General features: G+C 60.1%; 12 protein-coding genes. 6 read left to right on the top strand and 6 right to left on the bottom strand.

The window, feature by feature from the left end:
* Window positions 1-9 precede the first annotated feature (9 nt).
* Entirely contained in the window at window positions 10-621 is a 612-nt protein-coding gene (locus ACN0VH_RS12520) for a hypothetical protein (protein ID WP_417700764.1), read from the top strand.
* A 99-nt stretch (window positions 622-720) separates the two neighbouring features.
* Here ACN0VH_RS12520 and ACN0VH_RS12515 read toward each other — a convergent pair whose 3' ends face one another.
* Window positions 721-1131: a universal stress protein gene (locus tag ACN0VH_RS12515; protein ID WP_278923563.1), complete on the bottom strand. Its 411-nt coding sequence runs from the start codon at window positions 1129-1131 to the stop codon at window positions 721-723.
* A 162-nt stretch (window positions 1132-1293) separates the two neighbouring features.
* A complete protein-coding gene (locus ACN0VH_RS12510; RefSeq protein WP_278923564.1) occupies window positions 1294-1620 on the bottom strand; it encodes an antibiotic biosynthesis monooxygenase family protein in 327 nt (108 codons plus the stop codon).
* Between the two features lie 183 nt (window positions 1621-1803).
* Here ACN0VH_RS12510 and ACN0VH_RS12505 point away from each other — a divergent pair, with 183 nt between their 5' ends.
* The gene (locus tag ACN0VH_RS12505) at window positions 1804-2505 is read left to right on the top strand and encodes a hypothetical protein (RefSeq protein WP_278923565.1); all 702 of its coding nucleotides are present in this window, start codon (window positions 1804-1806) and stop codon (window positions 2503-2505) included.
* Window positions 2506-2567: 62 nt separating this feature from the next.
* Complete coding sequence (locus tag ACN0VH_RS12500; RefSeq protein WP_278923566.1) at window positions 2568-3062, top strand: HugZ family pyridoxamine 5'-phosphate oxidase; 495 nt, start codon at window positions 2568-2570, stop codon at window positions 3060-3062.
* Window positions 3063-3149: 87 nt separating this feature from the next.
* Here ACN0VH_RS12500 and ACN0VH_RS12495 read toward each other — a convergent pair whose 3' ends face one another.
* From ACN0VH_RS12495 to ACN0VH_RS12485, 3 genes are all read right to left on the bottom strand, one after another.
* The gene (locus ACN0VH_RS12495) at window positions 3150-5435 is read right to left on the bottom strand and encodes a right-handed parallel beta-helix repeat-containing protein (RefSeq protein WP_417700763.1); all 2286 of its coding nucleotides are present in this window, start codon (window positions 5433-5435) and stop codon (window positions 3150-3152) included.
* A 439-nt stretch (window positions 5436-5874) separates the two neighbouring features.
* The gene (locus tag ACN0VH_RS12490; protein WP_278923568.1) at window positions 5875-7512 is read right to left on the bottom strand and encodes a lysine--tRNA ligase; all 1638 of its coding nucleotides are present in this window, start codon (window positions 7510-7512) and stop codon (window positions 5875-5877) included.
* Window positions 7513-7650: 138 nt separating this feature from the next.
* Entirely contained in the window at window positions 7651-7890 is a 240-nt protein-coding gene (locus ACN0VH_RS12485; RefSeq protein WP_278923569.1) for a hypothetical protein, read from the bottom strand.
* On the opposite strand from ACN0VH_RS12485, the gene ACN0VH_RS12480 reads away from it, so the two are divergent.
* From ACN0VH_RS12480 to ACN0VH_RS12470, 3 genes are all read left to right on the top strand, one after another.
* Window positions 7868-8047 carry a hypothetical protein gene (locus ACN0VH_RS12480; protein WP_278923570.1) on the top strand — a complete coding sequence of 60 codons (180 nt, stop codon included), beginning with the start codon at window positions 7868-7870 and terminating at the stop codon, window positions 8045-8047. The two genes, ACN0VH_RS12485 and ACN0VH_RS12480, sit on opposite strands and share 23 nt — an antisense overlap.
* A 150-nt stretch (window positions 8048-8197) precedes the next feature.
* Entirely contained in the window at window positions 8198-8620 is a 423-nt protein-coding gene (locus ACN0VH_RS12475; RefSeq protein WP_417700762.1) for a tellurite resistance TerB family protein, read from the top strand.
* Window positions 8621-8742: 122 nt separating this feature from the next.
* Window positions 8743-10794, top strand: coding sequence for a molybdopterin-containing oxidoreductase family protein (locus ACN0VH_RS12470; protein ID WP_278923572.1), 2052 nt, complete (start codon window positions 8743-8745; stop codon window positions 10792-10794).
* Between the two features lie 63 nt (window positions 10795-10857).
* On the opposite strand, the gene dacB is transcribed toward ACN0VH_RS12470, so the two are convergent.
* Window positions 10858-12366, bottom strand: a complete 1509-nt coding sequence (dacB, locus tag ACN0VH_RS12465) for a D-alanyl-D-alanine carboxypeptidase/D-alanyl-D-alanine endopeptidase (RefSeq protein ID WP_417700761.1) — start codon at window positions 12364-12366, stop codon at window positions 10858-10860.
* Window positions 12367-12406: the final 40 nt, after the last annotated feature.

The following is a 12406-nucleotide window of genomic DNA, read 5'->3' as shown; positions in this document are numbered from 1 at the left end:
AGATTTTGTATGAGTGTTTTTAGATACGCAGCGCCTATTGCGGTCGTGGCTGGCCTCTGGCTGGTTCCGTCAACAGGCGCTGGGAGCGAGGGTGGCGGCGGCGGCGACTATGGCGGCGGTTCCGGTGCCTCGCAGGGGCTGAACAACGCGACGACCCGCAGTGTTGTAAACATCCTCAACCGGGGGGCCAGTAGCTGTAGAAGGCTGCCCTGGACTTATAAATATGATTGTTACCGCTGGGTTTATAAACGCGCGGCGGATAAATTGGTGGGCAATACCGCCTATTCCGAGGCCTATAAGGCCCTGACAGATGTAGAGACCAGCCTAGACACCCTGGTGAGACAGAACCGCGACCCCAGCCAGCCCGTGCGGCGGCGGGCGCTGGAAACCTATACTCCGGTCAAACCCGAAAGCCGCCCCAAGGTGACCCGCGGCGCCGAACAGGCCCTAGACAGGGCCGAAACCGTATTGCTGCGCTCTCCTGCCAGCAAGCAAGTCCATTATGCCCGCATTGCCGATGCAGTGAACTCCAACAAGACCTTGCTGCGCTCTGCCCTGCTGCCCGGCGGGATAATCCGCTTTGCCGGTATTGTGTTGAACCGTCTGCTGCAGCAGACCTGAACCAGCCTGACGCCGCCCCAGATACCACGGGCAAGGCCTGCGATATCAGGAAGCGGCGGATCACAAAGACTAGGGCATTCACCTTGGTGGCAGTGCCGCCTAGCGCACAACATGCACAGCGCAGGCTGCGTGGCGCACCACCTGGCTGGCTGTCGACCCCAGCAGCAGATCCTGCATGCCCGGACGATGCGAAGCCATGATGATAAGATCCGGTTTGTTCTGCTCTGCCCAGTCCAGGATAGAGCGCCCGGAATGTCCCTCGATCACCAGCCCCACGGCCTGGTCCGGCAGGGTTTGGGCCAGCCCGTCAAGTTCCTGTTGCAGGGCGGCGCGGGCCTGGGCCATGTATTCGGTCGGCAGATATGAAATGGCATAGCTCGGAACCTGCTCAACCACATGCAACAGGGTAATTTTGGCATCTGGCGTCGCCAAAAGTTGGGCCAGTTTCAACGGCGCAGTGACATCGCGCTCTGGGTCGAAGGAAATCGGCACGAGAATATTGTGATACATAGGAAATCTCCTTTTCTGTTCGCATGAGGCTACACTAGACAACTTTGACCACACAGGCCTTGATCCAGGTCAGTGCAGGGCTGGCCAAGTGACATTTCCTGGCCAAACAGCGTGATATCCCCACGCCTCCCCCCCCATCAGAGGTCCAGTCAAAGGCTGGTGTCAGGGCGCGTCAAAGGTGGCTGCGACCTCATACATCACTGGCTCAAAGCTGCGGCACAGCTCGTTTATCTTGCGATTGCGCTCGCGCATTTCGGAAGAGCGCAGCATCCGCAAGAAATCCTCACGGGTCCGCCACTGTGAATAGTTCGCAATGCGGGTTTGGGCGTCATTCACATGCAGCCCCGCCGCCACAAATCCCGGCTGTTTAGAGATGAACTCGGCATAGGCGTCTTGAAGAGCATCCAGCAGATCCTGGCAGGTTCCCGGCGTCATCTCAAAGGTGGTGATGACTGTCTGGATCTCTGCCGTATCGGTGATTTTAGGCATTTGGGTCTCCCTCGCTGTTTCGCTGAGTGTGACCAGCCTACGATGGTTGCGGTAAAAAACGGAACCGTTTTTCCATCGGCTGATTACAGGCGTCAAAAACACACCTATAACGTGTATATGGTTTTTGGAAATTCCGGCGATTTTCTGTGCTGCCTTGGCCCGTTGACCAAAAGGCGGGGTTGCATGCGGGCACGGGTGCTGATCCTGGGGCTTTGCCTTACGGTGCTGCAGCCCCTGACCGCCACGGCTGGTGCCTGGAAGCGCCCAAAGGGTGAAGGCTTTGCCGCCACGAGCCTGACCCTGCGCGACACCGGTCAAGGGCTAGAGCCAGAGCTGAGCTATTATCGCGACTTTGGTGTCACCGGGCAGTTTGATCTTGGAATCGACCTCAACCAATCAGACATCCAATCCGGCCATGCGCTGCTGTTTGCCCGCCTGCCACTGCGTCAGGGCGGTGGGGGAACTCAGATTGCTGCGGAACTGGCGCTGGGGGCCAATCATGCGCAGGGGCTGTGGCATCCGATGTATCGCATCACCCTGTCGGCAGGGCGCGGGGAAAAGACCCGTCTGGGCGATCTCTGGGGCAACCTGGATCTGATGCTAGAACAGCGCGGCAATGCCGCCCATCCACTGTGGAAAATCGACGGCAGCTTTGGAGTGACCACTGGTCAGCGGTTCTCGCCGCTGCTCAGCTTTGAAACAGCCTTTGGCCAGAATGTTGACTTTGGCTATTCAATCACCCCGGCCCTGCGCATCAAGCTGGCCGGGCTGTCGGTCTTGGGCAATCAGCCGTTTGAGACCAGCGACCTGACCGTCGGCCTTGAATATCGGCGCAACCCCCGGCAAAGTCTGGGCCTCAAGATCTCCCTCTGGCAGCGGTTCTGATCCGGCCAGGCCAGACAAAGCGCCGATTCGCACAGCAGAAATGAACGGCAGAAATGGACCGCATGACCAACCCAATCCGCCCCACCGATGACGGTGCCCGTACCCTGGCGCAACAGCTGATGCGCGACGCGCGCAGCGCCGCATTGGGCACAGTGACCTCAGACGGCTGCCCGCTGGTCACCCGGGTTGCCTTTGGCCTCTGCCCCGCCGGGCATCCGATCAGCCTGATCTCCAGCCTGTCACAGCACAGCCAGATCCTGCGCAGCAACCCGGCCTGCTCGCTCTTGGTTGGCGACCCCGGCCCCAAGGGTGATCCGCTGACCCATCCCAGGATCAGCCTTGTTGGCCGCGCCACCTTTGTCGACCGGCAAAGCCCCGCGCATCCGCAGCTGGCGGCACATTATCTACGCAGCCACCCCAAAGCCAAACTCTACATTGATTTTGCAGACTTTTCCTTTGTGCAATTCGCACTGGATATGGGCTATCTGAATGGCGGATTTGGCAAGGCCTTTCACCTTGACCCGGCAGATCTGATCCCGCCCAGCACGCCCCAATAAGGGGATCCGGCAGGGCCACACCGGGGAAACAACGCCTGCCTCCCCGGTCGCCTTTTGTGCCGCTCTGACGGGCGGTCTTGGGATCGGCTACTTGTCGACCCGCACCACCACCTGCACTTCACCGCGCAGGCTTTCGCCCCAGTTCAGCCGGATCTCATCCTTGTTGCTGCCCTTCTCCAGCTGCACATAGGGGCGCGGATATTTGTAGGTGCCAGCGGAATCGCGCATCGGCCCAATTGCCACCACCGCATCCACCGCCCGGGCATGGCCCTGAAATGGCAGCCCGCCATCCGTCGACACCGCCCAACTGCTGGCAACCGTGGCCTGTTCATGACGCAGACGCAGCGGGCTCGCCACCTCTGTAGAGATCCCGTGAAAGGTATTGCCCTCAAAGAACACGGATTTGCAGCGGTTGAACTCCAGATCAGAAAAGCTGGTATCCACCCGGTCGGCCCGGTCAATATAGCCATTGATAGAACGGAACTTATTGCCAGAGATGCTTACCCCATTCAGGAAGTGCCCGGTGCCATAGGGTTTCACCACCACATAGCTGAACCAGGGTGCCACATCACTGGACAGGAAGACATTGTCGGTGATCGACAGCGCGCTAAAGGAAAACCCATTGGAAAAATCAGGCGTGGGATCCTGTTCATTGGTCCATTCGATAAAGCAGTTGTCGACATAGTTGTCCGACACTGTCGTGGCACAATAGGTCGTGGCCAGTACCACCCCCGCCGTCCGCACCCCGCCCGCAACACCATCGCCTTGGAAAAAGTGATTGCCGGTGATGGTATTGTTCGCCCCCGCCAACAGGGCAAAATGGCGAAACTTGGTCACCCTGTTGTTGCGCAGCTTGGCATCATTGGCATTGACGTTGATCCCGACGGAACTGCGATCAGGCACATCTTCGGCCTCTTCCGCCGACAGGAACTGGCAATTGTCGACCAGAATGCCCTGACAGCCCGACCCGATCGAAGTGATCCCGCGGTCCTTGGGCCGCGAAATAAAGCAGTGATCCAGGCTGAACACCGTCCCCGCCGAGGGCAGGCGCAGCGCGCTGCAGTGAGAATTGCACTGAATTTCCACCTCCGTCATGCCAAATTTGCTCAGGGCGCTAAAGCCGCTGAAGTCCAGCAGGTACTTGAAATCCTTGAAGGTAAAGACCTGCGTCCCCGCCGCATCATAGAGCGGCGCACTCAGCGTGATCTCACCTGCGCCAGTATTCTTGGACCGCACATAGATCTCGCGGCCAACACCGCTGCCTTCAACCAACGCGCCAACGGGAATATTGGCGATGTTGCTTACGTTCTTCAGCTTGCGCGGATCATTGGTGTCATAGGTGGCCTGCTCACTCCAGGTTTCAGTGTCCCAGGCGGCGCCGCCAGTGGCCGAAAACTGCCCGTTACGGACCACCCGCCGGGTCGAATATGAGCTGCGATTGGGCACCGCCGCCTGCATGTCGATTGGTGCAGTGACCGTTACCATACGCCCGCCCAGATCCAGCGATTCATGATCCGACGAATTCAACAGCGCCTGAAAGGCCTTTTTAAACCCCGTTTCCTCATCGGCAAAGGCAGCCGCATAACTGGGAAAGTCAAAATTTTTGCGCAGCAGCAATATCTTGTCCACCGGCATCCGCAGGCTGCCTTCAAAATATACCGGATTGTTCAACGACACCGTCTGCGCCAAAAAGAACGCGCCTGCGGGCACCAGGATCTGCCGCCCGGCCGCCGCCGCATCCGCCGCTTCAAAGGCGGCCGTATTGTCCGTTACATCATCACCAATGGCGCCGTAATCCGTGACATCCACGCGCGACAGCATATCGCGCAAAAAGGCGCTGGTCACATCGGTGACCTCGATATCGTCAATCCGCACCACACCGCCATTGGGACCAATCAGATCCAACCCCAAATGGCCATAGCCCGCCGCCAATCCCCAGGGCATATCCACCCCCTGCCGCGCCCCGGTGCCAATGATCGCCGTCACCTCCGCCACAGTGCCATAAGAGGTCAGCGTGGTGGTCGCCCCCACCTCGATCACCCCCCCGACATGTGTATCGCTGCTGTCGCCAGCCCACCCCGCGATACGCACCGTTGGCAAGGCGCCGCTTACCGCTTTGATCCGGGCCTTTACCTGCAGATAGCACCCCGACAACAGCGGCGTCTTGCCCATGTAGCGCAGCTTCTGTGTCGCCTGCAGCTTCTGCATTTCCAGGCAGCCGGCAAAATCCGGATCGGCCACCACGATGGCAGCGTTAGGCGCGCCATCATAGGTATCAGACCCTGGCGTTCCATCGCCACTCGACCAGATATCCAACCCCGCCTCGAACGCAGGCGGCATCAGTTCCAATCCCGCAGAAATCACTTTATTCATCCCATAACCCTTTCCAGCAGCGCAGACGCATTTCGCCGACAAGAGCTACCCCGCCCAACTTAAGGACCCAAAAGCAGGGCGCGCGCTGGCCCCGCACTGCCACCACGCGCCGCCGCTTTGCTTTGGAGCCGCCCATCACCTGAGGACCGCCCGGCAGGAAAAGAGAGCAGCAGGCAAGGAAAATCGCCGAGGGGCCCTGCCCAGGGGGCGGGGAGACGGCTATTTGCCTTGCCGGGTGCGACCGCCTCCTGCCAGGACCTCAATCAGGGGATGGGTGACTTCAAAGCTTTGCTTGGGTGGGCCCCGGATCCGGCCTTCAAACCCAAAAACAAAAAAGAGCGCCCCGAAGGGCGCCCATTATTCTAAATTCTTACTTCTTATGCTCCCAAAACAGGAAGGCTAGGCGGTGCCGATCTTTGCGCGGCAGGTCCGCCGCCGATTACGCCTCGGCCAGGGCCTTGTCGATCATCGCGATGGTTTCCTGCACACCGTACAGCGCGATAAAGCCGCCAAAACGTGGGCCCTGGCTGGCCCCCAAAAGCACCTCATAGATCGCGGTGAACCAATCGCGCAGCGGGTCGAACCCGTGGATTTTGCCAATGGCAAAGACCACCGATTGCAGGAAATCGGCATCGGCTAAATCTGCCTCTGGCAGTGCTTCGTCATTGCCGGCAATCTCGTTCTTCCTGGCAATCGCCGCCAGTGCGGCCTCTGGCGATTTCAGCGCCTCTGCCAGATCGCGCAGCGCGGCACGCTCCACATCGCTAGGGGCGCGGAACACCTTGCTGGGTTTCACGTAGTCATTGAAATAGGCCACCGCAAAACCCGCTGCCTGATCCATGGTTGGGTTGCTTTCGGGCGTCGCATCCGGGGCGTATTTGTTGATAAAGCCCCAGAGGGTCGCCTTGTCTTCGGCGCTAGAGGCACTGGCCAGGTTCAGCAGCATGCTGAAGGGCACCACCATATCGGAGGCGGGCACATCACCGGCGTGGATATGCCAGACCGGGTTGTTGAGCCGGGCCTTGGTGTCCTGCGTCGCATAGGCCCGCAGCTGCTGGTGGTATTCGTCAACCGCCTTTGGAATCACGTCAAAATGCATCCGCTTGGCCGTTTTGGGCTTTTGATACATGAAATAGGACAGGCTCTCGGCGCTGGCATAGGTCAGCCATTCGTCAATCGAAATCCCATTGCCCGAGGTTTTGGAGATTTTCTGCCCATTGGCGTCCAGGAACAATTCATAGGTGAAATGATCCGGTGCCCGATGGCCCAGAATGCGGCAGATCTTGTCATAGATCGGCGTGTTGGTGCTGTGATCCTTGCCATACATCTCGAAGTCGACCTCAAGCGCCGCCCAACGGGCACCAAAATCGGGCTTCCACTGCAGCTTTACATTGCCGCCGGTGACCGGCACGGTCCATTCCCTGCCCTCTTCATCATCAAAGGTGATGGTGTAGTTTTCGGCGTCAACCACCTTGATCGGCACATATAGCACCCGGCCGGTTTCGGGGTGGAAGGGCAAAAAGATCGAATAGGTCTGGCGCCGCTCTTCGCGCAGGGAGGCCAGCATGACCTCCATGATCTCGTCATATTTGTCGACGGCGCGCTTCAGCACCTCATCAAACCGGCCCGAGCCATAGAATTCGGTGGCGGAATAAAATTCATACTCGAACCCAAAGGTATCGAGGAACCGGCGCAGCATGGCGTTGTTGTGATGGCCAAAGCTTTCGTGCGTGCCAAAGGGATCCGGCACCGAAGTCAGCGGCTTTTGCAGATGTGGCACCAGGCTGTCGGCATCGGGCACATTGCCCGGCACCTTGCGCATGCCGTCCAGATCATCGGAAAAACAGATCAGTTTGGTCGGGATATCGCTGATGACCTCAAAGGCGTTCTTGATCATCGTGGTACGCGCCACCTCACCAAAAGTGCCGATATGCGGCAGGCCCGACGGGCCATAGCCGGTTTCGAACAGAACAAATCCCTTTTCAGGCGCGCCCTTTGCATACCGTTTGAGAACCCGGCGGGCTTCTTCAAAGGGCCAAGCTTTGCTCGTCAGAGCGGTTTCGCGCAGATCAGACATCTTGTTCTCCATCGGCGGCCCCGGTGGCCGCATACCCATGGCCCGCAGCCCCATGCCGCAGTCCCATTAACTAGGTCGGCCCGGTCTATGGCGCAGATGCAGCATAAGTCAACAAAGACAGCCGTGGCTGCGCTGCTTTCAGCCATGAAATTGCGCCTTTTCGGCAATCCGGTCGAGAATCTCACGCACATCCCCCCGTGCAGCCGCGCTATCACGCAACCCGGCAAAATCCCCCCGTGCCGAGGTGGTCGTTGGCGCCTGCAGCTGCAACAGGGCACCCGTCTCAAGCAAACTATCGACAATACCGCCCCAGGCCAGAAAGATCCCCTGCCCGGCCAGCCCGGCATGCGCCACCATGGCATTAAGAGCTGAAATCAAGAATTCGCGCCCCGATGTTGCCATCTATGTGTCCGCCAATGCCGAACATGGCACCCAGGGCGGCCCGGATGGTCTGCGCTTTTCCTATGGGTTTGCCGTGACCAGCTTTGAACAGATCACCTATCGCTTTACCGCCGCCGACGAAGCACAGGCTTAAAAGCGCCCCTGCGGATCAGCGCAGGCCGCAAAACAACCGCGAGTGGCTGTTTCCCGCCAGTTTCGCACCGACCGGCCAGAGGCAGGAGTTGAACCTGCCTCTGGCCAAGCCTATTCTTGAACAAGCAATTTCGCGCACAAAGGATGTCCCATGCCCGAGAAAAACGCCCAATCCATGTCCCCCCAGGACTGTCTCGTGGCCCTGATGGTGGCGGTCTCTGCCTCGGATGAAAACATCCGCACAGCCGAGCTGATCAAGATCCAGTCTGCCGTCAACATGCTGCCCGTCTTTGCCGATTACGACATCGACCGCATGACCCGGGTTTCGAACACCGTTCTGGACCTGTTTGAACAGGAAGACGGGCTGGAGGCCCTGTTTGGTCTGGTTCGTGACGACCTGCCCGAACATCTTTATGAAACCGCCTATGCGCTGGCCTGTGATGTGGCGGCAGCGGATGGCAAGCTGGCAGAAACCGAGCTCGAGTTCCTGGCCGAGGTCCGCTATGAGCTGAACATTGACCGGCTGCATGCGGCAGCGATTGAGCGTGGCGCCCGCGCCCGTCACATGGTCTAAGCCACCATAAGACTAGCGCAGGCAGATCAAATTGGTCTGCTGAAATTTTGCATTTTTGGTGCTTAATCACTGATCCAGTTCAAGGCTACACAGGCTCCAGCCACTGCAATCGGAGCCAGCCTATGAATACTCCTCGCGCGATCCGCACCCTGCCCACGGTCTGCCCGCTGGACTGCCCCGACACCTGCAGCCTTTCTGTCAAGGTTGCAGGCGACCGCCTGGTCGAGGTCAAGGGGTCCCGGGCCAACCCCTTTACTGCGAACGTGATTTGCAACAAGGTCGCCCGGTCCTACCCCGAGTTTGTCCATGGCAAAAACCGCCTGACCCATCCGCTGAAACGGGTGGGGCTGCGCGGCACCGGGCAATTTGAACGCATCAGCTGGGACGCCGCGCTGGATCTGGTCCATGCGGGCTTTACCAAAGCCATCGACAGCCACGGCCCGCAAAGCATCCTGCCCTTCAACTATGCCGGCCCACACGGAGAGCTGGCCGGTGGCTCGATGGATCGGCGCTTCTTTTATAAAATGGGGGCAAGCCTGCTGAACCGTGGGCCGCTTTGCGGTGGCGTGCGGGGCGGAGCCTATGCCAGCCTGTTTGGCAATGCGCCCGGCATGCCGCCGCTTCAAGTTATCCATTCTGATCTGGTGCTGGTCTGGGGCAACAATGTCACCGTCTCCAACCTGCATCTGGCGCCGCTGCTGAAAAAGATGCGCGCCCAGGGCGGGCGGCTGGTGGTGATCGACCCCAAGCGGGTCAAGATCGCGGAACAATGCGACATGCATCTGCAGATCAAACCCGGCACCGATGTGGTGCTGGCCATGGGACTGGCGGCCGAGCTAGAGCGCCGCCGGGCGCTGGATCTGGATTTCATCAATCGCTGGGTCGATGGCTTTGCCCCCTTCATGGAACAGGCGCGGCGCTATGGCATTGCACAGATCGTCGAGATCTGCGGCATCACCACTGCCGAGGTTCATGCGCTTGCCGATATGATGCAGGCGGCGCAGAACATGGCCTGCGCCTTTGGAAACGGGATTGAACGCGGCCGCTCTGGCGGGTCCGGACTGCGGGCGGCCATGGCCCTGCCTGCCCTGCTGGGGCATCATGGACGGCTGGGCGCTGGCGTGCTGGCCAAATCCGGCAGCGCCACCCCAAAGACCCAGGCACGGCTGCAGGGCGATCACCTGATCAAACCCGGCACCCGGACCTTTAACATCGTGGATCTCGCCGAAAAACTGCAGGACGACACGCTGGAACCCCCGATCAAGGCCACCATGATCTACAACCACAACCCGGTGGCAACCCACCCGGATCAGGCCAATCTGATGCGCGCCCTGATGCGTGAAGATCTGTTCATTGTCGGCTGTGATGTGGTGATGACCGATAGCATGGCCTATTGCGATGTGATCCTGCCCGCCGCGTCGCATTTTGAATTTGACGACATTTATGGCGCCTATGGGCAAAACTATCTGCAGCGCGCTGCCCCGGTGATCCCCCGTGTCGGAGAGAGCCTGCCCAATACGGAAATTTTTCGCCGCCTAGCCAAGCGCTTTGGCTATGAGGATGCACTGTTTCAGGCCAGCGACAGCCAGCTGATGGATGAGGCAATTGATGCCGATCACCCACAGCTGGACGGCCAGCGCCCCAGCGAGATCGCGCTGGATCGCGCCATCGAAATCAGGGCCGCCGATGGCGCGCCCATGGTTATGTGTCAAAACGTGCTCCCCGCGACGAAGTCGGGCAGGATTGAGCTGTTCAGCCAGGCGTATGAAACCCGGTATGGCTTTGGCGTGCCGCGCTATGACCCGGTGGCGCAGGATCTGCCGCTGGTGCTGATCAGCCCCAGCTCGGCCAAGCGCACCAATGCCACCTTTGGGTCGGACCCGGCCTCCTCTGGGCCAGAACAGCTGGAAATGCACCCAAAGGATGCTGCGGCCCGTGGCCTGAAGGATGGCGCGCTTGTCCTGGTCTCAAACGCGCGTGGCGCGGTGACCCTGCAGCTGAAAATCTCTGATGCGACCCGCCCGGGGGTGCTTTATTCTCCCAAAGGCACCTGGCGTGCGACATCGCAGACCGGCTTTACCGTGAATGCGCTGATCCCGGCTGATCTGCGCACCGATATCGAGGATGGCGCCTGCTATCACGAAACCTTTGTCGAGGTGCAAGCGGCGCTGTAACGCCCCCCTTGCGCCTTGCCCTTCCCGCAACGGGCAAGACAGGGGGCAGTTGGCGGCCTGGCCTCAGCTGCCGTAGCTTTGGCCCCAGCGTTCAATCAGTTGTTGCTGCAAACGCTTGGCCTGCTTGTTCCAGCGGCGCGCGCCCTTTGGCCTCTCGCGCTCTGCCCGGCTGATACGGGCGCGGGCCTGGGTATCGGCGGCAAAGATCGCAAAAGCCAGCACCGTGCCGCCAGGGGTCGTCAAAAAGCCCCCCAACCCGGAAACAAAGTTCAAGGTTCCGGTCTTGGCGGCCACTTTGATCGGGTGGCTTTTGATCACCCGGCCATTGCTGTCGCGCATGGGGAACTCTTTCAGCAGCGGCTTCAGCCTGCCCCCCTTGTATGCCGCGACCAGAACCTTCAGCAGAGCGCTTGGCGTCACCCGTGACGCATCACCAAGACCGGAATGATCCACCAAGCGGACGCCGCTGACCCCGTAGCGCGCCTCGACCCAGTGCGACATCTCATTGGCAGAATCCTTCAAACCCCTGGGGCGCTTGCCGCGTTTGGCCGTCGCCGCCATGCCAATCATTTCGGCCATCAGGTTATTGGAATATTTCAGCATGCCCTTCAGCATCTGATCCAGCTGCGGGCTGTGATGCTGCGCCAAAAGCGTCGCCTCTGGCAGGTTCTGCACCGATTTAGCAGCCTCCAGCTTGATCCCATGCGCCCGGGCCATGGTGCGAAAAACATCTGCGGCATAGTCCGCCGGACGCCGCACCGGCAACCAGCGCGACCCACCTTTGCCCAGCGCCTGCGAAGCCACGGTCCAGCTGTCAGCCCCATTGCGATCTGCATAGGTGTAAACCGGCAGCGCGCGATTGGCGACTTTCATCCGCGCCATACTGACCTCGGGGCGGTATTTCGCAGTGCGGGCATCCATGGTGACGGCCCAGCCCTTGCTGGCGCGCTTCCACTCAAAATGCACCCGGTTGAAATTCAGCGCGATACCGGAAACCGCCGGGCTATAGCCCACGTGATCTGGCTGTTCGCTGTCAATGCTGTGCACCTGCGGCAGCGCCCCGTCCCAGACCTTGAAACCACCGCGCACCTCGCGGATGCCGGCGTTTTTCAACGCCCGCGCCATCTGCGCCAGATGATCTGTGTTCAGCATCGGATCGCCGCCGCCCGCCAGGATCAGATCGCCCTTCAGTACGCCGCCCAAGACCGGGCCATCAGCCAATAGCCTGGTGGTAAAACGGTGTTGTGCGCCGAATGTTTCAAGCGCGTAAAGCGCCGTCAGCGCCTTGGCCACACTTGCCGGCGGCTGCCCGTCTTGGCTGCCTTCGGATTCCAGTACCTTGCCGCTGCCCACCTCGGCCACGGCGCAGGCCACCCGGCCCGACAGGCCGGACTGCGCCAGCAACGTCTTGAGGCTGACAGAAGGGCCCCCAGTGCCGCCCTGAAGCAATGCCCCCCCCGCCCGAGCCTGCGGCCGCAAAGAGGTTGTAGGCGCATTGGCCAGCGCACCAGACGCTGCCGGAACGACAAGGGCTGCTGCGGCAGAGGAAAGGAAAAAGCGTCTCGATAACATGTCAGTCAATATCTAATCAGAAAGCTACGATACAGCAAAC

This window comes from Pseudophaeobacter sp. (assembly GCF_048267565.1).
GTDB classification, from domain to species: Bacteria; Pseudomonadota; Alphaproteobacteria; order Rhodobacterales; family Rhodobacteraceae; genus Pseudophaeobacter; species Pseudophaeobacter profundi.
The sequence above is the reverse complement of the archived record's forward strand: the minus strand, read 5'-3'. Positions and strand labels throughout refer to the sequence as shown.

Bases quoted from the DNA above. Each gene is read 5' to 3' on its own strand.
- ACN0VH_RS12520 (WP_417700764.1), top strand. From the start codon at position 10: ATGAGTGTTTTTAGATACGCAGCGCCTATTGCGGTCGTGGCTGGCCTC.
- ACN0VH_RS12515 (WP_278923563.1), bottom strand. From the start codon at position 1,131: ATGTATCACAATATTCTCGTGCCGATTTCCTTCGACCCAGAGCGCGAT.
- ACN0VH_RS12510 (WP_278923564.1), bottom strand. From the start codon at position 1,620: ATGCCTAAAATCACCGATACGGCAGAGATCCAGACAGTCATCACCACC.
- ACN0VH_RS12505 (WP_278923565.1), top strand. From the start codon at position 1,804: ATGCGGGCACGGGTGCTGATCCTGGGGCTTTGCCTTACGGTGCTGCAG.
- ACN0VH_RS12475 (WP_417700762.1), top strand. From the start codon at position 8,198: ATGCCCGAGAAAAACGCCCAATCCATGTCCCCCCAGGACTGTCTCGTG.
- ACN0VH_RS12495 (WP_417700763.1), bottom strand. From the start codon at position 5,435: ATGAATAAAGTGATTTCTGCGGGATTGGAACTGATGCCGCCTGCGTTC.
- ACN0VH_RS12490 (WP_278923568.1), bottom strand. From the start codon at position 7,512: ATGTCTGATCTGCGCGAAACCGCTCTGACGAGCAAAGCTTGGCCCTTT.
- ACN0VH_RS12500 (WP_278923566.1), top strand. From the start codon at position 2,568: ATGACCAACCCAATCCGCCCCACCGATGACGGTGCCCGTACCCTGGCG.
- ACN0VH_RS12480 (WP_278923570.1), top strand. From the start codon at position 7,868: ATGGCATTAAGAGCTGAAATCAAGAATTCGCGCCCCGATGTTGCCATC.
- dacB (WP_417700761.1), bottom strand. From the start codon at position 12,366: ATGTTATCGAGACGCTTTTTCCTTTCCTCTGCCGCAGCAGCCCTTGTC.
- ACN0VH_RS12470 (WP_278923572.1), top strand. From the start codon at position 8,743: ATGAATACTCCTCGCGCGATCCGCACCCTGCCCACGGTCTGCCCGCTG.